Source organism: Sphingobium fluminis, from assembly GCF_037723805.1.
In the GTDB taxonomy this organism is placed as follows: domain Bacteria; phylum Pseudomonadota; class Alphaproteobacteria; order Sphingomonadales; family Sphingomonadaceae; genus Sphingobium.
In genome coordinates, this window is the sequence record NZ_JBBJUK010000003.1 from 238,455 (window position 1) to 257,288 (window position 18,834).

General features: G+C 63.6%; 18 protein-coding genes and 1 tRNA gene. 4 read left to right on the forward strand and 15 right to left on the reverse strand.

The features are described from left to right. Positions 1–1,059 carry a hypothetical protein gene (locus WG907_RS10425; RefSeq protein ID WP_340232710.1) on the reverse strand — a complete coding sequence of 353 codons (1,059 nt, stop codon included), beginning with the start codon at positions 1,057–1,059 and terminating at the stop codon, positions 1–3. A 122-nt stretch (positions 1,060–1,181) separates the two neighbouring features. Here WG907_RS10425 and WG907_RS10430 point away from each other — a divergent pair, with 122 nt between their 5' ends. Continuing rightward, positions 1,182–2,135: an NAD(P)H-dependent flavin oxidoreductase gene (locus WG907_RS10430; RefSeq protein WP_340232711.1), complete on the forward strand. Its 954-nt coding sequence runs from the start codon at positions 1,182–1,184 to the stop codon at positions 2,133–2,135. On the opposite strand, the gene WG907_RS10435 is transcribed toward WG907_RS10430, so the two are convergent. The 10 genes from WG907_RS10435 to cyoA form a co-directional block, all read right to left on the reverse strand. Then, positions 2,118–2,990 carry an alpha/beta fold hydrolase gene (locus tag WG907_RS10435; protein ID WP_340232712.1) on the reverse strand — a complete coding sequence of 291 codons (873 nt, stop codon included), beginning with the start codon at positions 2,988–2,990 and terminating at the stop codon, positions 2,118–2,120. The genes WG907_RS10430 and WG907_RS10435 overlap by 18 nt on opposite strands. A gap of 95 nt (positions 2,991–3,085) precedes the next feature. Continuing rightward, complete coding sequence (locus WG907_RS10440) at positions 3,086–5,047, reverse strand: hybrid sensor histidine kinase/response regulator (RefSeq protein WP_445326801.1); 1,962 nt, start codon at positions 5,045–5,047, stop codon at positions 3,086–3,088. A 76-nt stretch (positions 5,048–5,123) separates the two neighbouring features. Next, positions 5,124–5,197, reverse strand: a tRNA-Gly gene (locus WG907_RS10445). 34 nt (positions 5,198–5,231) lie between these two features. Continuing rightward, positions 5,232–5,765, reverse strand: coding sequence for a response regulator transcription factor (locus tag WG907_RS10450; protein ID WP_340232714.1), 534 nt, complete (start codon positions 5,763–5,765; stop codon positions 5,232–5,234). Further along, complete coding sequence (locus WG907_RS10455; RefSeq protein WP_340232715.1) at positions 5,755–7,068, reverse strand: ATP-binding protein; 1,314 nt, start codon at positions 7,066–7,068, stop codon at positions 5,755–5,757. The genes WG907_RS10450 and WG907_RS10455 overlap by 11 nt, the downstream gene beginning before the upstream one ends. Further along, the gene (locus WG907_RS10460; protein WP_340232716.1) at positions 7,065–7,766 is read right to left on the reverse strand and encodes an SURF1 family protein; all 702 of its coding nucleotides are present in this window, start codon (positions 7,764–7,766) and stop codon (positions 7,065–7,067) included. Before WG907_RS10460 ends, WG907_RS10455 begins: the two co-directional genes overlap by 4 nt. 5 nt (positions 7,767–7,771) lie before the next feature. Further along, positions 7,772–8,161: a cytochrome o ubiquinol oxidase subunit IV gene (cyoD, locus tag WG907_RS10465; RefSeq protein WP_340232717.1), complete on the reverse strand. Its 390-nt coding sequence runs from the start codon at positions 8,159–8,161 to the stop codon at positions 7,772–7,774. Beyond that, complete coding sequence (cyoC, locus tag WG907_RS10470; protein ID WP_340232718.1) at positions 8,158–8,802, reverse strand: cytochrome o ubiquinol oxidase subunit III; 645 nt, start codon at positions 8,800–8,802, stop codon at positions 8,158–8,160. Before cyoC ends, cyoD begins: the two co-directional genes overlap by 4 nt. A gap of 6 nt (positions 8,803–8,808) precedes the next feature. After that, positions 8,809–10,827 (reverse strand): cytochrome o ubiquinol oxidase subunit I, encoded by a 2,019-nt coding sequence (cyoB, locus tag WG907_RS10475; RefSeq protein ID WP_340232719.1) that lies wholly within the window; start codon positions 10,825–10,827, stop codon positions 8,809–8,811. Positions 10,828–10,974: 147 nt separating this feature from the next. Further along, the gene (gene cyoA / locus WG907_RS10480; RefSeq protein WP_340232720.1) at positions 10,975–12,114 is read right to left on the reverse strand and encodes a ubiquinol oxidase subunit II; all 1,140 of its coding nucleotides are present in this window, start codon (positions 12,112–12,114) and stop codon (positions 10,975–10,977) included. 178 nt (positions 12,115–12,292) lie between these two features. On the opposite strand from cyoA, the gene WG907_RS10485 reads away from it, so the two are divergent. Beyond that, positions 12,293–13,636, forward strand: a complete 1,344-nt coding sequence (locus tag WG907_RS10485) for an MFS transporter (RefSeq protein WP_340232721.1) — start codon at positions 12,293–12,295, stop codon at positions 13,634–13,636. Here the strand turns inward: WG907_RS10485 and WG907_RS10490 are convergent, their stop codons facing one another. From WG907_RS10490 to WG907_RS10500, 3 genes are all read right to left on the reverse strand, one after another. Further along, the gene (locus WG907_RS10490; RefSeq protein WP_340232722.1) at positions 13,637–14,488 is read right to left on the reverse strand and encodes a glycosyltransferase family 2 protein; all 852 of its coding nucleotides are present in this window, start codon (positions 14,486–14,488) and stop codon (positions 13,637–13,639) included. Between the two features lie 6 nt (positions 14,489–14,494). Then, entirely contained in the window at positions 14,495–15,769 is a 1,275-nt protein-coding gene (locus WG907_RS10495) for an ammonium transporter (protein ID WP_340232723.1), read from the reverse strand. A gap of 77 nt (positions 15,770–15,846) precedes the next feature. Then, positions 15,847–16,584: a GIN domain-containing protein gene (locus WG907_RS10500; RefSeq protein WP_445326805.1), complete on the reverse strand. Its 738-nt coding sequence runs from the start codon at positions 16,582–16,584 to the stop codon at positions 15,847–15,849. 128 nt (positions 16,585–16,712) lie between these two features. Between WG907_RS10500 and hemB the strand changes: the two genes are divergently transcribed. Together hemB and WG907_RS10510 are read left to right on the forward strand one after the other, a co-directional pair. After that, the gene (hemB, locus tag WG907_RS10505; RefSeq protein ID WP_340232724.1) at positions 16,713–17,708 is read left to right on the forward strand and encodes a porphobilinogen synthase; all 996 of its coding nucleotides are present in this window, start codon (positions 16,713–16,715) and stop codon (positions 17,706–17,708) included. A gap of 5 nt (positions 17,709–17,713) precedes the next feature. After that, the gene (locus WG907_RS10510; RefSeq protein WP_340232725.1) at positions 17,714–18,292 is read left to right on the forward strand and encodes a gamma carbonic anhydrase family protein; all 579 of its coding nucleotides are present in this window, start codon (positions 17,714–17,716) and stop codon (positions 18,290–18,292) included. Positions 18,293–18,302: 10 nt separating this feature from the next. Here WG907_RS10510 and WG907_RS10515 read toward each other — a convergent pair whose 3' ends face one another. After that, complete coding sequence (locus tag WG907_RS10515) at positions 18,303–18,815, reverse strand: hypothetical protein (protein ID WP_340232726.1); 513 nt, start codon at positions 18,813–18,815, stop codon at positions 18,303–18,305. Between the last annotated feature and the right edge of the window lie 19 nt (positions 18,816–18,834).

Here is an 18,834-nt window from a genome sequence, read left to right on the forward strand (position 1 = left end):
TCACGGCGCGGTGCGGTCGAGATAGGGCAGGCGTTCGGTGAGCGGGGCGGGAAGCAGGCGGAAGACCGCCGAACGCGCCCGGTGCCACAGCGCCGACAGCAGCAACAGCGACGATCCGATCACCAGCGCCGTGAAGGCGGCGGATAGTTCGACGGCCCCGGCTTGCCGGAAGAGGGCGTAGAGCGCGTAAAGCACATAAGCGAGGCTCGAAACGAGCAGCGCCCGTCGATCGATCGCGAGGGCGAGGAGGCCGAACGCGACGTATAGCGCGATCACCATCAGCGCTTTGGCAATGCCGATATCCTTGCCGTCGAATACGCCCAAAAGCTGAAACAGCGCGTGGGCGATCATCGGCGCGGCGGTGAGGTGAAGCCAGAAGGCGACGTCCGACCGGCGGGTCGTGCGGGCGCGATCCGACATGTCCCAGCGCATGGCGAATGCGAAGATCGCGACGCCGGCGGCGAGCAGCAGCAGGAAGGGATCGATGCTGCGATCGGACAAGGCGGCGAGGATTAGGCCGGCGAAGACGCTTGCGGCCGCTGCAGCGCCGGCAGCGACTGTGATCGGCACCATGAATCGCCGCCAATGGAGCAGCGCCGCGATCGCAGTGAGCAGTGCGACGCCCGACAGGATCAGCGATCCGCCGCGCTCTCCCGCATGGGGAAAGATCTGCGAAGACAGAGCGAACAGCGCGAAGGCGATGCCGCCGATAAAGCCGGCGAGCAGCAGGATGGACGGGAGCGCCATGCGGCGGCGGCGGGTAAAATATTCGGCGAGGCCCCAACTTGAGGCGGCGACGAGCAGGCCCGGCGCGATCGGCGGCAGGTTGTCGGACGCGCCGAATCGGATGCCGTTGCCAAGCCAGCCTACCGCCACCAGCAGGATGATCGATGCGATCGTCACGAAAATATCGTTGAAGCCGGTGAGCAGGCGGAAATGTTCTTCATCGACGGCAGGGCTCGTGCGGAGCGTTGCGATATGGTCGCGCAGTGCCTGAGCCGCTTGCGCTGAAATAGCGCCTGCCCTTACGGCATCCTGAAGATCGCCTTCGCTGTACATGATCTTGCTCCTGTCCAGCCCCCTCCGCCGACTGTATCAGCCGATCAATGCAGTCTGGTTTAGGCTTTTTCAAGGCCCCGGGGAATGTTAGCGCGCTTACTTCATTATCGATGGAGTGACCGATGACTTTGCCCGCATTGCTCGAAGGCCGGATGTCGCTGCCGTTGATCGGTTCGCCCATGTTCCTGATTTCTCATCCCGAACTGGTCATCGCCCAGTGCCGGGCAGGGATCGTCGGGGCATTTCCTTCGCTCAATGCGCGTCCGTCCGGCACGTTTGAAACCTGGCTTCAGGAGATTGGCGACGCACTGACATCGGCCGACGCGCCGTTCGCCGTCAATCTGATCGTGCACAAGAGCAATGCGCGGCTGGAGGAGGATCTGGCGCTGTGCGTCCGCCATAAAGTGCCGATCGTGATCACATCACTGGGCGCGCGCGAAGATGTGAATGCGGCCGTGCACAGCTATGGCGGCATCGTGATGCACGATGTCATCAACGATCGCTTCGCGCGCAAGGCGATCGCCAAGGGCGCGGACGGGCTGATCGCGGTAGCGGCCGGGGCCGGTGGTCATGCGGGGATATTGTCTCCTTTCGCCCTCATCCAGGAGATCCGCGCCTGGTTCGATGGTCCGCTGGCGCTATCGGGTGCGATCGCGACGGGACGATCGATTGCGGCCGCCCGAGCGATGGGTGCGGACCTCGCCTATATGGGATCGCCCTTCATCGCGACCGAGGAGGCGAATGCAGAGCCAGGCTATAAGCAGATGATCGTGGACAGTGGCGCCGCTGATATCATCTATTCCGATGCGTTTACGGGCGTTCATGGAAATTATCTACGGCCCAGCATCGTTGCTTCAGGGCTTGACCCAGATACGCTGCCGCGGGCCTCGGCCATGAACTTTACTACGCTCAGCGGCGGCGCGAAGGCCTGGCGCGATGTGTGGGGGGCGGGACAGGGGATCGGCGCGATCGACAAGGTCCAATCCGCCGCCGCCTTCATCGCACAATTGCGATTCGAATATCACGCCGCCATTGCGGCGCTGTGCTCCGACAACCGTTTAGAGAAAGGCGCGTAGCTCGGCGACGAAGCGATCGAACTGATCATGGTGCAGCCAGTGGCCGGCATCGGCGAACTCGACCAGCCTGGCGTCGGGAAAATGCGCCATCCGACCGTCCTTCGCCGGATTAGAGGCCCAGCTGTCGAGGCCAAGGCACAGTAATGTCGGGCAAATGATCCGTCGCCAGAAGTCGGGCAGGTTTTCCTCGACACCGCCGAAGGCGGGCTGGCCGTGAAAATAGGGATCGAATTTCCAGCTATAGCTGCCGTCTTCGTTCCGGTTTACGCCATGTACCGTCAGATGAAGCGCCTGTTCCAGCGAGAGATGGTCGTTGCGTTCGCGCATGCGGGCGACGGCCGCCTCAATCGTCGGATAGCGGCGGGGTAGCCGACGAGCGCTGGAGCGGCGACCCTCCAGCCACTCACGCCACTGGTCGGGCGCGGCGGTTTTTGCGTTTTCTTCCAGCCGCTTGGGCGAAAGGCCCAGCCCTTCGATCGCGGCGACTTTGGCAACTTGTTCGGGAAACAGCGCGGCATATCGCAATGCGACCGCCCCGCCGAACGAATGGCCGACGATCCGGGCGGGCGATCGGTCCATGAGTTCCACAAGCTGCGCCAGATCATAGACGGAATTGTGAACGGAATAGCCGCCATCGGTAGACCAGTCGCTGTCACCATGACCGCGTAGGTCCGGCGCGATTACGTGAAAATCTGCGGCGAAAGCGCGGGCCACCCTGTCCCAGCTATGTGCATGGTCGAATCCGCCATGCGCCAGAATCAGTGTCGGTGCCGAGGGATTGCCCCAGTCGAGATAATGAAGACGGGTCCGCAGGGACGTGAAGAAATGCGAGGTCGGCGTCGGCGCGGTGTCCATGCGGTGCTGCTGCTCGTCACGGGGGAAGTCGCCAACCCATTGGCTATGCGCGCTGTCCTTGCAAGGAAGAATTCCAGGAACTGCGCCAATGTGGCTCAGCCGGCACCGGGACCCGCAGGATTGAAGGGCGGCGACTCCACTTTGGCGGCGTTCATCGCTTTCGATAACATGGCCGACAGATCCGATTGTTTGAAAGGCTTGTCGAGCCGGAGCCGCTTGACGGCCTGGGGCGGTAGTTCGGCAAAGCCCGTAACTATTATGACTGGCATACCCGGCCATTTTTCCTCAATTATGTCGGCCAGCTGCGCGCCGGTCATGCCCGGCATCGCGTGATCGGTCACGACGACATCAAAATCGCCCTGATCGAGCATGCACAGGGCATGACCTGCCGATTCGGCCTGAAACACGGTATGCCCCAAATCCTCCAGCAGGCCGGCGGTATTCGTCAGCACCAGATCATCGTCGTCGACCGCCAGGATGACCAGCGGGCTGTCGCTTGGGTGGGACATCTTCATGAGCGTCGCGGCTTCCTGCGCGGCCGGTGCGGCTCCAACCGGCAGGCGAAGGGACACGGTCGTGCCCTCGCCCGGGGTGCTGGCAATGTGCAGCGCGCCACCGCATTGTTCGGCGAAGCCATGCACCATGGAGAGACCGAGTCCCGTGCCCTTGCCTATGCCCTTGGTGGTGAAAAACGGCTCGCGCGCCCGTGCCAGCGTGTCGGCGTCCATCCCCTCGCCACGGTCGGAGATGGAAAGTTGAACATAACGGCCCACCGGCAATTTCAGGCGAGGGCAGTCGTCGGGCGAGATTTCGACGCCCTCGATCATGATATGCCCGCCGTTCGGCATCGCATCGCGTGCGTTGACGGCGAGATTGAGCACCGCCAGTTCAAGCTGCGCCGGGTCTGCATAGGCGGGGCTGAGCGTCAGGGGAAAGCGCGTTTCGATCGCAACGCCCGCTCCCAGTGTCGCCTGAAGCAGATCGGCCATGTCCCGGACCAATGCGATGCAATCGACGCTCGTCAATTTGAGTTCCTGTTTGCGCGCGAAAGCGAGCATTCGCTGCGTCAGGGTCGCGCCCCGCTCCGCCGCCGCCATGGCATTGTTGAGATAGCGGGTGATGTCGGCGCCGGTCTCAAGCCTTTGCCGGGCGAGGTCGAGGCTGCCGACGATGACCGCGAGCAGATTGTTGAAGTCGTGCGCCACGCCGCCTGTCAGCTTGCCGATCGCATCCATCTTCTGCGCCTGGAAAATGGCCTCGCGCGCTTCTTCCAGCGCCTGCTGCGCCTCACGCCGTTCGCTCAGATCGCGGGTGACCTTTGCGAACCCGATCAGGTTTCCTTGCGGATCGCGAACGGGATCGATGACAACGTTCGCCCAGAAACGCGTCCCGTCCTTGCGGATGCGCCATCCCTCCGCCTCGAAGCGGCCCACGCGCTCGGCGGTTTCCAATGCGCGAGACGGGATGCCGGCAAGCCGGTCTTCCTCGGAATAGAAGCGGGAAAAATTCTGGCCCAGTATCTCTTCGGTCTTATACCCCTTGAACCGTTCCGCGCCGGCATTCCAGCTGGTGATCGTGCCAACCGGATCGAGCATGTAGATGGCATAATCCGTGACGCTCTGCACCAGCAGGCGGAAGCGTTCTTCGCTGCTGCGGAGCGCCTCCTCGGCTTCGCGCCTTTCGCTCAGATCCCGGGTAATCTTGGCAAAGCCGATCAGCGTGCCTTGGGAATCGCGAATGGGATCGATGACGACATTGGCCCAAAAGCGCGTGCCATCCTTGCGGACACGCCACCCTTCGGCCTCGAAGCGATTTTCGGTCTCCGCCGTCCGCAGGGCGATCGCGGGAATGCCCGCGGCGAGATCGTCAGGCGAATAGAAGCGGGAAAAATGCTGGCCGATGATTTCGTCGGCTTCATAGCCCTTGAACCGGCGCGCGCCCGCATTCCAGCTCACGACGATCCCGGTCGGATCGAGCATGTAAATGGCGTAGTCGGTTACGCTTTGCACCAGAAGTTCAAAGCGGTCGCTTGTCCGGCTTGACACCGCTTCTGTCATTAAAATCCCCGACCCTCGACGCATGTTTGCCAAAGGCAAACGCCATTACGCCACTATCGTTCCCGGGAGATCACAATGGAGCGGGTGAAGGGAATCGAACCCTCGTCACTTGCTTGGGAAGCAAAAGCTCTACCATTGAGCTACACCCGCCTGTCGCCGTCCATGGCAGACCGCAAAAGCCCGGTCAACCGACCTGCCGCTTGGCGAGTTTGCGCGCTAGCGTGCGGCGGTGCATGCCGAGCCTGCGGGCGGTTTCGGAAATGTTGAATCCGCTGTCGGCCAGAACCTCGTGAATATGCTCCCACTCGAGGGTCTTGATCGATGTCGGGCGCGGCGCAAGCGGTGTGGACGGGTCGCCGGCCGCGCGCGCGAACGCTGCTTCTATATCGTCGGTGTTGGACGGCTTGGCGAGATAATGCGCCGCGCCGAGTTTGATGGCCTCCACCGCCGTCGCGATGCTGGCAAAGCCAGTGAGTACGACGATCACCATCTCGGGATCATGGGCGTGGAGCGCCTGCACGCAGACCAGTCCCGATCCCGAGCCCAGTTTCAAGTCGACGACGGCGAAGGCCGGATCATGCTCGGCGAGCAATTGCACGAGTGCGTCGCGGCTATCGGCGGTCAGCACGCGGTAGTCGCGCCGTTCGAACGAGCGTTTGAGCGTGCGGGCGAAGGCTTCGTCATCCTCTACGATGACGAGCAGGCGATCAGGCGACATCGGCAGGGTCCTCCAGCGCAAGGATGGCGAGCGGCAGGCGCAGCAGGATCATTGCGCCGCCATCCGCGCCATTGCTGGCACTGACGCTGCCGCCAAGCTTGCGCACCACGTTGACGACCAGGAACAGGCCGAGCCCGCCACCCTGTCGCTCCTTGGTGCTGCGATAGGGCTTGCCGAAATCGGCGAGCATGTCGTCGCTGAAGCCCTGCCCATTGTCGCGGACCGCGACATTGAGCGAGGCGCTGTCGCGTCCGATCAGCAGATCGATGCGGGTCGCACCCGCCTCGCGCGCGTTGTCGAGCAGATTGCCGATCGCCTGACGGATCACCGGATCGGCAACGAGACGGGGATATTCGTGCGGGCCGAAATCGCAATGGAGCGGCGTTGCCGGGTTCGCCGAGCGCCAGTCCCTGACGATGCCGCTGATGAAATCCCCGACGTCCGTCACCTGCGGCGCTTCGCCGCGCGCTTCGCCCGAAGAAAGCAGGATGCCGGTGACGATCGCCTTGCAGCGGCGCACCTCTGCCTCCATCTCGCCAATCTCTTCGACCAGCGCCGGATGCGCCATGACTTCAGGCATACGCCGCCAGTCGCCCAGCACTACCGCCAGCGAGGAGAGGGGCGTGCCAAGCTCATGCGCGGCGCCGGAGGCGAGCAGGCCCATACGCACGATATGCTCCTCCTCCGCCGCTTGCTGCCGCAGGCTGGCGAGATAGGCGTCGCGCGCCTGAAGATTGCGGGTGACACGGGTCATGAACAGGACCAGCAGCACCGCGATCATCGTAAAGCAGATCCAAGCGCCCGCAATGTGAAGCTCGAACAGTCGCCCCTTCAGCGCTTCGCTCAGGCCGAGTGGGCGGTAGAAGCGTGCCAGCAGCCCCGCGCAAAAAGCTGAGACGCCGACGATGCCCCAGACGCTCCAGCGGTCGAGTAGCACCGCGCCGAGCGCGACCTGAAGCAAATAGAGCGAGACGAAGGGATTGGTTGCACCGCCGCTCATGTAAAGCTGCGCCGTTAGGGCGAGCACGTCGAACAGTAGGGCGAGGAAGATTTCGGCATGGGCGATGTCGGTTCGCCGCCGCAGGATGGTGAAGCTGGCAAGGTTTACGGCAATGGCGATGCACGGGACAACGAGCATCGCTAAAAGCGGCAGGCGGATCCCCATTGCGAAATGGACGAAGAAGATCGTCACGACTTGTCCCGCGATCGCGATCCAGCGCAGTTGGACCAGCAACGCCATATTTTTGCGGCCGGCCGCATCGGCGGGCCAGTGGCTGGGCAGCCAGTGGGTTCCGCCGATCATGGGTTGGGAGGGGTGCGGGCAGAGAACATCGCATATATGTAGGCGGCGAGCGTCATCGCGGCCAGCGCGAACCATGTGACCGCATAGACCAGGTGACTGTTGGGGAAAGTGACGATTGTGAGGCCGCCGATGGGCAGGGCGTCCTGCATTGCGTTCGCGTCGATAAAATAGGGGGCGACCGGTTCAGGGAGGTGGCGGGCGGTGGCGATGGCGGCGACATCGCGTGAGTACCAGCGGTTCGCGGCGGGATCGTTGGCGCGCAGAAAACCGCCAACCGGCTCGCTCAGGCGCACCAGGCCGGTGATGTGGACTTGGCCCATGGGTCTTGCATAGCTGCGCCGTGCCTCGGGCGAGACGAAGCCGCGATTGACGAGCAGCGTAAAGCCGGCATCCGTCACGAGCGGCGTCATCACCCAATAGCCGGCCCCGAGCGCGGTCGAGGCCTGCACGAGCGTGGCCTCGTCATGGCGAAAGCGGCCGCTGGCGGCGACGCGGCGATATTCGTCGGACGCGTTGGCGCTGCGAGGAGCGGGGACCGGCGCGGCATGGATGCGTGCGTCCACGCGGGCGATGAGGTCGCGCTTCCAGCTAAGGCGATGGACTTGCCAGACGCCCAGACTGGCGAAGCCCCCGATCAAAAGCGCGGCGATCAGGGTCAGGCCGGCAAGACCGCCCTGCGCCCCGCGCCGGGACTCCATTGAAATCACGGCATCCGGCTCATGTCGTGGATGGCCTGCGTATCGCCATGAGGCATCATATTATGATTGAGATGATACATGACCCACATCGATCCCGACAGGGTGATGACGACCAGTACCACTGTGAAGATCAGCGCCATCATCGTCCAGCCGCCCTGGCTGCGCGTGTTCATGTGCAGGAAGAAGATCATGTGGACAACGATCTGGACGAAGGCGAAGGCGAGGATCGCCATCGCCGTCAGTTCCGGGCTGCCCAACACGCCGCTCATCACCAGCCAGAAGGGAATAGCGGTGAGGAAAACCGACAGGCCAAAGCCGATCATATAGCTGCCCATCGAGCCGTGGCCGTGGGTTTCGCCGGCGTGGCCGTGCGCGCTATGGTCCTCGGCGCTCATCGCAGCATCCCCATGAGATAGACGAAGGTAAAGACGCCGATCCAGATGACGTCGAGGAAATGCCAGAACATGCTCAGGCACATCAGGCGGCGCTGGTTGGCGGGGATCAATCCCTTTTTCGCGACCTGCACCATCAGCGTCACCAGCCAGATCAGGCCGAAGGTGACGTGCAGGCCATGCGTGCCCACCAGCGTGAAGAAGGCCGACAGGAAGCCCGAACGCATCGGCGTCGCGCCCTCGACGATCAGGTGATGAAATTCATACAGTTCGATGCCGAGGAAGGTGAGACCGAACAGCCCGGTGACGGCGAGCCAGCCTTGCGTCGCGGCGTTGCGGTTCTTTTCCATCGCCAGCATGGCGAAGCCGTAGGTGATGGACGAGAAGAGCAGCATTGCGGTGTTGAGCGCGACCAGCGGCAGATCGAACAGATCCTTCGGCCCCGGCCCCGCCGCATAGCTGCTGCCCAGCACGGCGTAGGTCGCGAACAGGCAGGCGAAGATGAGGCAATCGCTCATCAGGTAGAGCCAGAAGCCCAGCATGGTGCTGGAGCCTTCGGGACGATGCGGCTCATGCGGGAGGTGGAAGAGCGGCCTGCCCTCCGCGTCAAGGAAAGCGGTATCGACGATGCTTGCGCTTGCCATGACCGATCAGCCCTGCGTTGCGAGGGCGTGGGTGCGCTCGCCCTCGATGCGCTCCACATCCGCCTTGGGGATGTGGAAGTCGCGCTTGTAATTGAAGGTGTGGCCAATGGCCGTGGCAAGGATTGCGACGAAGCTTAGGCCCGCGAGCCACCACATATACCAGATCATGCCGACCGCGAAGGCCATGGACAGGCCCGCAAGGACGATCCCGGTCCCGGTGTTGCTCGGCATATGGATGGCCGCGTAACCGGACAACGGACGCTGATAGCCGCGCTTCTTCATATCCGCCCAGGCGTCGCCGTCATGGATGACGGGGGTAAAGGCGAAATTATAATCGGGCGGGGGGGAGCTGGTCGCCCATTCGAGCGTGCGGCCGTTCCACGGGTCGCCGGTCACATCGCGCAGCGCTTCGCGGTTGCGGATGCTGACAAAGAACTGGATGAACATGCAGGCGATACCGGCGGCGATCATAAATGCACCCAGCGCCGCGATCTGGAACCAGATCTGCAAGCCCGGATCGTCGAACACGCGCATCCGGCGGGTGACGCCCATCAGGCCCAGCACATAGAGCGGCATGAAGGCGACCCAGAAGCCCACGACCCACAGCCAGAAGCTGCGCTTGCCCCAGACCGGATCGAGCCGGAAGCCGAACGCCTTGGGCCACCAATAGTTGATCGCCGCGAAGATACCGAACAGCACGCCGCCAATGATAACATTGTGGAAATGCGCGATCAGGAACAGCGAATTGTGCAGCACGAAGTCGGCGGGCGGCACCGCGAGCAGCACGCCGGTCATGCCGCCGACGACGAAGGTCAGCATGAAAGCGACCGTCCACATCATCGGCAGTTCAAAGCGGATGCGGCCCCGATACATGGTGAAGAGCCAATTGAAGATCTTTGCGCCGGTGGGGATCGAAATGACCATTGTCGTAATACCGAAGAAGCTGTTGACGCTGGCGCCCGATCCCATGGTGAAGAAATGGTGCAGCCACACGAGATAGGACAGGATCGTGATGACGACCGTCGCATAGACCATCGACGTGTAGCCAAAGAGCCGCTTGCCCGAGAAGGTCGAGGTGACTTCGGAATAGACGCCGAACAGCGGCAGGATGAGGATGTAGACTTCCGGGTGGCCCCAGATCCAGATCAGGTTCACATACATCATGGGGTTGCCGCCCATGTCGTTGGTGAAGAAGGCGGTGCCGACATAGCGATCGAGGCTGAGCAGCGCGAGCACGGCGGTCAGCACCGGAAAGGCCGCCACGATCAGGATGTTGGAGCAGAGCGAGGTCCAAACGAAGATCGGCAGCTTCATCATCGTCATGCCCGGCGCCCGCATCTTGACGATGGTCGCGATCAGGTTGACGCCCGATAGCAGCGTGCCGATGCCCGCTATCTGCAATCCCCAGATATAATAATCGACGCCCACGCCCGGCGAATAGGCGATGCCCGACAGCGGCGGATAGGCGAGCCAGCCGGTGCGCGCATATTCGCCAACGAACAGCGACATCATCGTGATGATCGCCCCCGCTGTCGTCATCCAGAAGCTGAAATTATTGAGAAAGGGAAAGCTAACGTCGCGCGCGCCGATCTGGAGCGGGACCATATAGTTCATCAGGCCCGTGATCATCGGCATAGCGACGAAGAAGATCATGATGACGCCATGCGCCGTGAAAATCTGGTCGTAATGATGGGCGTTGAGATAGCCTTCGGAGCCGTTGAACGCCATCGCCTGCTGCAACCGCATCATGATCGCATCGGCAAAGCCGCGTACGAACATGACGAGGCCAAGGATCATATACATGATGCCGATGCGCTTGTGGTCGACGGTCGTGAACCAGTCGCGCCACAGCCAGCCCCAGAGGCGATATTTGGTGATCGCCCCGAGCAGGATCACGCCGCCGATCGCGACCATGGCGAAGGTGCCGAGCAGGATCGGTTCGTGAAACGGAATGGCGCTCCAGTCGAGGCGACCGAAGATGAATTTCCAGATGCCGCTATTTTCGGAGGCGGGATGGGGAGACATGGGCGTCAGGGCCTCGGACGGTGGGAAGTGATGAAAAGGGGATCGGCCATAAGCCTGTTCTCCTGCGAAAGCAGGAGTCCAAGGTGGGCATGAGTGCCTCTGCACCCTGGCCTCCTGCTTTCGCAGGAGAACGGGATGGCGCCATGCTTACTCACCATTATGTCCTATATGCCCGTCGGCGTCCTTTTGGTGGGGCGCTTCATGGCCCTGCGCCGCTGGCGTGCGCTTTGCAGCCGGGGTCATGCCGGCGGGCTGGGCGATCTCGCCTTTCTTGCTGGGTTCGACCGCGTGAAAACCACCGATGTCGATCGTGCCGTCGTGGCGCAGGCCGCTGGTGTCGCGTGCGGAGTTCTTACCTGCGCCGCCACGCATGTCGGTCATCATGACGTCGTCCATGCAGCGCTTGCCGGGCTGAACACACATGTTGAGCGCAGCGTGGAAAAGGCCGGGTTCCGCCCGGCCAAACAGCATCGGCGGCACTTTTTCGCTCGGCTGTTCCAGCTTCACATAAGTCGCCCGGTCGAGCACGGCCTCGCTCGCGCGCGCCTTCGCTGTCCACCCATCGAATTCGGCCCGGTCCATCGCCTTGAAGCGGAAGCGCATATGCGAAAAGCCTGCGCCCGAATAATTGGCGGACAGGCCCTCGAAATCGCCCGGCTTGTTTGCGACGGCGTGGAGCACGGTCTGCATGCCTGGCATCGCGTAGATTTGCCCCGCGAGCGCAGGCACGAAGAAGCTGTTCATGATCGTGGAGGCGGTGATTTTGAATTCGATCGGCTGGTCGACAGGCGCGGCCAGCTCATTGACCGTCGCGAAACCGAGGTCGGGATAGATAAACAGCCATTTCCAGTCCATCGCGACGACCTCGACCCGCAGCGGCTTCGTCGTCGGGGTCACCTTGCGCTGCGCATCGAGCCGTTCGAGGGGGCGATAGGGATCGAGCAGGTGAGTGCTGCTCCAGGTGATGCCGCCAAGCGCGATAATGATCAGCAACGGAGCGGACCAGATCAGCAGTTCAAGGCTCGTGGAATGGTCCCAGTCCGGATCATAATCCTTCGCCTGCGCCTTTTCGCGGTATTTCCAGGCGAACCAGATCGTCAGCGCCATCACCGGCAGGATGATCAGCAGCATCAGCACGGTGGAGATGATGATGATGTCCCGTTGCTGCATGGCGACATCGCCGGCCGGGCTCATGACCACCCAGTTGCACGCGCCTAGCGGAAGCAGGGCCAGCGGCGCCAGATGGCGGAGGACTCGAAGGAGACGTGCAGGACGAGTGGTAGGCATGACGATTGCATAGTCAGAATGGCCAGATCTCGACATTGGACCTTTTGTCCTATCCCCGGGCATGCGCGTTATGGTGCATGTGGGATCGCCCATGGAAACGAGTCTTGCCCGCGCAACGAAGCGCGGCAATGTTCGTTCCCGCCAGACAGCTCAGCCAGAAAAGGCATCGAGGAAGCCCATGACCGCCGTCACGATAACGCCGAACGAGGGGCCATCCTCCACGTCGATGGAGCGCGACGCGCGCGCCGTCACCGCGCGAGAAAAGCGGATCGCGCCGGGCGAGATCGCGATCGGCGTGATCATCGGGCGCACCTCCGAATTTTTCGATTTCTTCGTTTATGCCATCGCGTCGGTCATCGTCTTTCCCGCGCATGTCTTTCCGACACTTACACCGCTCGCCGGTACGCTCTGGTCGTTTGCTATCTTCGCGCTGGCGTTCGTGGCTCGGCCGATCGGCTCGGTCATTTTTATGGCTGTCGACCGGCAGTTCGGACGCGGGGTCAAACTGACTATTGCCCTGTTCCTGCTGGGCGGATCGACCGCCGCCATCGCCTTTCTGCCCGGCTATGACACGATCGGCCACTGGTCGGCCGCGCTGCTCGTGCTGTTCCGCTGCGGTCAGGGCGTTGCGCTGGGGGGCACATGGGACGGACTGTCCTCGCTGCTGTCGCTGAACGCCCCGCGGCGTAGACGCGGCTGGTATGCGATGATGCCCCAGCTCGGCGCGCCGATCGCGCTGTTGGTGGCGAGCGGGCTTTTCGCCTATTTCCTGTCGATCCTGTCGCGCGCCGATTTCCTCGACTGGGGCTGGCGTTACCCCTTCTTCGTCGCCTTCGCGATCAACGTCGTCGCCCTGTTCGCGCGGCTGCGGATCGTCGTGACCCATGAGTTCGAGCGCCTGTTCGAATCGCGCGAACTGCAACCCTCGCCTGTCCTGCCAACGATTCGCAGCGAGGGGCGCAACATCGTCATCGGGGCGTTCGCGCCGCTCGCGAGCTTCGCGTTGTTCCATATGGTGACCGTGTTCCCGCTTTCGTGGATCGCACTCTATACCAACCAGCCGCTGGAACGATTTCTGGGGATCGAGATGGTGGGGGCGTGCGTGGGTATTCTCGCGATCATCGTGTCGGGCTTCGTCGCCGATCAAGTCGGGCGGCGTGCGCTGCTCGGCTATTCTGCGGCGGGCATCGCCCTGTTCAGCCTTGCCGCGCCGCTGCTGCTCAATGGCGGCGACCTGTCGGAAGTCGCGTTCATGGTGCTGGGTTTCATCCTGCTGGGCATGAGCTTTGGCCAGTCGTCGGGGGTGGTGGCGTCCAACTTCTCCACCGCTACCCGCTATACCGGATCGGCGCTGACGTCGGACCTTGCCTGGCTGGTGGGCGCAGGATTCGCGCCGCTGGTCGCGCTGGCGCTGTCGGCGACGTTCGGGGTGATGGCGTCGGGCGTATATTTGCTTTCGGGCGCGGTGGTGACGGGACTTGCATTATTTATCAATAAGGAACTGGCGGGGCGCGACCGCTGATCAGGGTGCGATTTGCGCCCTCATCCGGGCGAGCGCCTTGCGGTCGAACCATCCGGTGATGCCGGGGCGGGGCTTCCAGCGTGGCAGCCAGTCCGCGTAGAGGCTCGAGAGGCGCGGAGGAAGTCCGCCCGGGCCTTCGCGCGCCATGATATCGGATATGATCCGATTCTGGAAATAGCGGACCGAATAGTTGATCAGCCGCTTATACTGCATGCGCCAGGTCGAGGGGCGCGTGAGGCCGACCGGCTCGCAGGTAAAGCCGGCCATTTCGCAGGCGATGATCCGGTCAAGCCGCCAATGTTGGTCGGACTGAAGATCGGTATGCGCCCAGGCGGCGACCAGCCCATCGTCGCCGATCAGGTCGTCGGGCAGGCGCAGGCCACGCGCCCTGATGGCAGACAGGAATGGGCCTGACAGAGCATAGAGGTCACCGAACAGGCCGCGCTCGCGGCGCAGATTTTCCCTATATGTTTCGACTTCGCGGCCGTTGAGCGGCATGCCCGCAGCGGCGTTGGCGGAAGGGGTGGCGGCGAGATCCGCGACGAGCGCGTCGATGGAGCGGTTCAGGATTTCCGCATCACCATCCATGAAGATGACGGCGTGCTCATTCCCTGTGAGCAAGTGATGGACACAGTGATTCCAGGTCCGCGACTTGCCGCCGGCCGCGATGTCATGGACGGTGATGTTGGAGCGACCGCCCGCTGCGGCGCGGGCGCGTGCCGATGTCGCGTCGGTCGAACCGTTGACCAAAATGTGGAAGACGGTGTCGGGCCGGTCGAGTGGCAGCGATGCAAGGCACGCCTCGATCCGGCGCTCTTCCTGATGGGCGAAAATGGCGACGGCGACCGGCATGGGCGCTCAGCGAAAGTCCCAGCCCTGCTGCCCATGCTGGGCGGCGTCGAGGCCGTCGGCTTCGTCCTGCTCGCTGACACGCATGGGGATGACGACCGCGACGATCAGCGCCGCGATGGCTGTACCGACCATCGACCAGAGCGCGACGACGGCGATGCCGATAATCTGGTTGAGCAGGACCTGATCGAAGCCCACTCCCGCATCGAAGCCGACGCCGCCAAGCAACGTCAGGGTGAAGAGCGGCAGGAGCAGCATGCCGGTGACGCCGCCCAATCCGTGGATGACGACAATGCCGGCGGGATCGTCGATGCGGCCGTCCAGCAGCGCCGCGCCGAGGCGGCAGACGATCGCCGCTATGACGCCGATCAGCATCGCGCCGCCGACCCCGACCAGAGCTGCGGAGGGGGCAATGGCGACGAGGCCTGATAGCGCGCCGGACAGGACACCGATGGCGCTCACGCGGCTAGCGAGCAGGCGATCGAGCAGCGCACGGACCAGCGCGGCGGCACAGGCCGCGAAATGGCAGTTTAGGATTGCGCTTGCCGCATCGTCGCTCGCGCCGAGCGACCAGCCGCCGACCATGCCGAACCAGCCGACCCAGATCAGGCCGCCGCCTGCGAGCGTGAGGACGGGTGCGTGACCGGCCCCAGTGGCTTCACGCCGCCGTCCGATAATCAGCGCCAGCGCCAGCGCGGAAAAGCCGGCGCTGGCATGGATGACAAGGCCGCCTGCGAAATCGAGCACGCCAAGGTCTGCGGGCCAGCCGCCACCCCAGACCCAATGGGTGACCGGTGCATAGACGAGCAGCAGCCAGAGGGGGGCGAAGGCGACGATCCAGCCGAAGCGCGCCCGTTCCGCGACCGCGCCCGCAGACAAGCAGGCGGCGAAGATAGCGAGGCTCATCTGGTATAGGGCGAAAGCGGATTCTGGGACGGTCAGCCCCTCGCGGAGCGCGCCCAGATTGGCTAGCAGCAGATTGGCGCCGCCACCCAGCCAGCTGCCGCCCGGCGCAAAAGCGATACTGTAGCCGGCGATCGCCCAGACGAGCGAAACGATAGCGGCCACGGCGAGACCCTGCGTCGCGACCGACAGGGCATTGCGAACATTGACCAGCCCTGCATGACGCATTGACAGTCCCGGCAGGGCGGCGAGCAATACCAGTAGGGCGCAGACTATCATCCAGCCGGTGTCTCCGCTGTCGGCGACGGCTACCTGCGCTGCGGCAGGCAGCGGCAGAGCCAGGGCGGCGGCCATGAAGGGGGTCGAGAAAAAGCGGCGCATGGCAAAGTCCGTCTGGTTATGGCAGCCGTGCTAGCGTCGTGAAGTAAAGACTTCGATAAGCACGACTGGTCCTCGTGCTAATAGCGCTCGCCGCCGCACTGGATCGTCCCCGTTCCCCGGTTATCGACGGTGCAGGCTGCCTTGCCTGCCAAGGTCACGCTGCCGGAGCCGGACGCCGCGATCTTCGCGGACACATCGGCGGTCAGCGCGATGCTGCCCGGCCCGTCATTGCTGATCGTTGCCTGTCGCGTCCGCAGCGCCTCGCCGGCAAGCGCTCCGGGCCCGGTAACCCGGATCGACGCGGTATTGGCACGACCCGTCAGCGTCACGCGCCCGCTGCCGGTCAGGGCCAGCGTCAACTGATCGAGATCGACTGCGTCCACGCGGACATCGCCATTGCCGCCGAGCATGATTTCGGCGCGCTGACCCTTCATCCGGTTGATCGCCACCGATCCGCCGCCGGTCAGGATCACGCGGCCAAGATCGCCAGTCGACAGACGAAGCGTCGCGGTGCCGCTGCGGCGCTCGCCGCCCTTTTGCGCCGGCAGGGTAACGTTCAGAACGCGGCCCGACGCTTCGATGCGCAATCGGTCGAGCAAGTCCCGGTCGCCTTCCGCGCGACCTGATGCCCCCCCGCCGGTGGTAATGATGACGTTTATCGGCGCATCGACCCGGATCGCGTCGAAACTGGTGATCGCATAGCCCTGTGTCGCTGCCGATGCCGGCACGGCAAGGGTCAGTGAGGCGAGCGTTGTTGCGCCAATTCTGACCTGCGCGATCCAGGGCCGTTCGTCGGGCATTCGCAAGACTTTCATTTTCACGATCGGCAGCTTGATAGCGGGTGCGCCGGGCCGAGGCAAAGGCGATCGAGCGCTGTAAGCCTGGCGGGAGATGCTCGAGGTCCGCGCTTGATACTCTGCCTCCCCCATCCTAAACCCAGCCGATGACCAATGCCGCCTATCCTGCCCTTCGGCTGCGCCGCACTCGCGCTTCCGCCTGGAGCCGGGCGATGCACGCCGAAAACCGGCTGACGCCCAGCGATTTCCTGTGGCCACTGTTCGTGACGGAAGGGCAAGCGGTGGAGGAGCCGATCGCGGCGCTACCCGGCGTGTCGCGATGGTCGGTGGACTTGATCGTGGCGCGGGCTAGGGAAGCGCGCGACGCGGGCATCCCCTGTCTGGCGCTGTTCCCCAACACGCAAAGCGAGCGTCGCAGCGACGATGGCGTAGAGGCGCTTAATCCCGATAATCTGATGTGCCGCGCGATCCGCGCGATCAAGGATGCGGTGCCGCAGATCGGTATCCTGACCGATGTGGCGCTCGATCCCTATACCGCCCATGGGCAGGACGGGCTGCTGGACGAGACCGGCTATGTCCTCAACGATGCGACGATCGATGTGCTGATCGGCCAGTCGCTCAATCAGGCGGCGGCGGGCGCGGACATCATCGCGCCGAGCGACATGATGGACGGCCGTGTCGGCGCGATCCGGCAGGCGTTGGAATGCGAAGGCCATGCCAATGTCCAGATCATGGCCTATGCCGCCAAATATGCGAGCGCCTTTTACGGTCCGTTCCGCGACGCGGTCGGATCGCGCGGGTTGCTGAAGGGCGACAAAAAAAATTATCAGATGGACCCCGCTAATGGCGAGGAGGCGCTGCGCGAGGTCGCGCTGGATCTGGCCGAAGGCGCGGACAGCGTGATGGTAAAGCCCGGCCTGCCCTATCTCGACATTATCGCCCGCGTGAAAGACGCCTTCGCGGTGCCGGTATTCGCTTATCAGGTGTCGGGCGAATATGCGATGATCGAAGCGGCGGCGGCCGTGGGAGCGGGGGATCGCGATGCGCTGGTGCTCGAAACGCTGATGGCGTTCAAGCGGGCAGGCTGCACCGGCGTCCTTAGCTATCATGCGCTGCACGCGGCGCGGCTGCTGGGAGCCTAGAGCCGATGACCGATCATCCCGGCGTCACCATCCTGTCCTTCAACGGCATCCGACCGCGTATCCATCCCAGCGCCTTCGTTGCGCCGGGATGCCGCATCATCGGCGATGTCGAGATAGGGCCGGACGCCAGCATCTGGTATAATTGCGTGATCCGGGCTGACGTGAACCGCATCCGTATCGGTGCGCGCACGAATATCCAGGACGGGTCTGTCATCCATTGCGACAGCCCGGGCGATGGTAACGCCGCACCGATTGAAGGCTGGCCGACGATCATCGGCGACGATGTGCTGATCGGCCATATGGCGATGGTGCATGGCTGCGTGCTTGCCGACCGGTCCTTCGTCGGCCTTGGCGCTATCGTGATGAGCGGTTGTACGGTCGAGCATGACGCGATGCTGGCGGCGGGGGCGCTACTGTCGCCCGGCAAGACGGTGCCCCACCGACAATTATGGGCCGGGCGGCCTGCCAAATATATGCGCGATCTGCCGGACGCGGCGCTGATCGACATGCGCGAGGGCGTCGATCACTATGTCCATAATGCCAAGGCTCATAAGGGCGCTGTGCGGGCGGCGCAGGACGATTAAGAAGCCCAGTCTAAGGCTGCGACAAGCGGCCCTTGAGCGCGTCGACCCGGTCGTTTTGTGAATCGACGGCTGCAAGCGCGGCGGTGCGGGCGGCCTCGATGGCTTCGGTTCCGCCCTTCGCCTTGCCGTCGGCGATCGCATTGTTGCGCTCGACATAGAGAATATCGAGGCTGGCCAGCGCCGAAACGCTATCGTTGCGCGCGGCTTCGAGCGTGCTGATCGCCGCCTGCGCGGCAACCCAGGCGTCGCTCGACACTGCCGAACCGCTCGCTGCGCGGGCGGCTTTTTCGGCAGTGGGATAGGCTTTGTCGAACGCGGCGCGACCGGCGTCCGCCTGAGCGATCAGGCGGGCGAGATCAGCAGCCAGTGCCGGGTCTGCGGGTGCGGGCGGCGCGGGAGCGGCAGGCTTTGCCATCGGTGCGTCCTCGATCGGACGCCGGGCGAGCGAGGGATAGTTTTGCGGCGCGCCGGCGCAACCGGAGATCAGCAGGACGAGGGAGGGCAGTAGCCGGCGCAGGATCATGGGCATGCATCTAGGGCGG

Bases quoted from the DNA above. Each gene is read 5' to 3' on its own strand.
- WG907_RS10425 (WP_340232710.1), bottom strand. From the start codon at position 1,059: ATGTACAGCGAAGGCGATCTTCAGGATGCCGTAAGGGCAGGCGCTATT.
- WG907_RS10430 (WP_340232711.1), top strand. From the start codon at position 1,182: ATGACTTTGCCCGCATTGCTCGAAGGCCGGATGTCGCTGCCGTTGATC.
- WG907_RS10435 (WP_340232712.1), bottom strand. From the start codon at position 2,990: ATGGACACCGCGCCGACGCCGACCTCGCATTTCTTCACGTCCCTGCGG.
- WG907_RS10440 (WP_445326801.1), bottom strand. From the start codon at position 5,047: ATGACAGAAGCGGTGTCAAGCCGGACAAGCGACCGCTTTGAACTTCTG.
- WG907_RS10450 (WP_340232714.1), bottom strand. From the start codon at position 5,765: ATGTCGCCTGATCGCCTGCTCGTCATCGTAGAGGATGACGAAGCCTTC.
- WG907_RS10455 (WP_340232715.1), bottom strand. From the start codon at position 7,068: ATGATCGGCGGAACCCACTGGCTGCCCAGCCACTGGCCCGCCGATGCG.
- WG907_RS10460 (WP_340232716.1), bottom strand. From the start codon at position 7,766: ATGGAGTCCCGGCGCGGGGCGCAGGGCGGTCTTGCCGGCCTGACCCTG.
- cyoD (WP_340232717.1), bottom strand. From the start codon at position 8,161: ATGAGCGCCGAGGACCATAGCGCGCACGGCCACGCCGGCGAAACCCAC.
- cyoC (WP_340232718.1), bottom strand. From the start codon at position 8,802: ATGGCAAGCGCAAGCATCGTCGATACCGCTTTCCTTGACGCGGAGGGC.
- cyoB (WP_340232719.1), bottom strand. From the start codon at position 10,827: ATGTCTCCCCATCCCGCCTCCGAAAATAGCGGCATCTGGAAATTCATC.
- cyoA (WP_340232720.1), bottom strand. From the start codon at position 12,114: ATGCCTACCACTCGTCCTGCACGTCTCCTTCGAGTCCTCCGCCATCTG.
- WG907_RS10485 (WP_340232721.1), top strand. From the start codon at position 12,293: ATGACCGCCGTCACGATAACGCCGAACGAGGGGCCATCCTCCACGTCG.
- WG907_RS10490 (WP_340232722.1), bottom strand. From the start codon at position 14,488: ATGCCGGTCGCCGTCGCCATTTTCGCCCATCAGGAAGAGCGCCGGATC.
- WG907_RS10495 (WP_340232723.1), bottom strand. From the start codon at position 15,769: ATGCGCCGCTTTTTCTCGACCCCCTTCATGGCCGCCGCCCTGGCTCTG.
- WG907_RS10500 (WP_445326805.1), bottom strand. From the start codon at position 16,584: ATGAAAGTCTTGCGAATGCCCGACGAACGGCCCTGGATCGCGCAGGTC.
- hemB (WP_340232724.1), top strand. From the start codon at position 16,713: ATGACCAATGCCGCCTATCCTGCCCTTCGGCTGCGCCGCACTCGCGCT.
- WG907_RS10510 (WP_340232725.1), top strand. From the start codon at position 17,714: ATGACCGATCATCCCGGCGTCACCATCCTGTCCTTCAACGGCATCCGA.
- WG907_RS10515 (WP_340232726.1), bottom strand. From the start codon at position 18,815: ATGATCCTGCGCCGGCTACTGCCCTCCCTCGTCCTGCTGATCTCCGGT.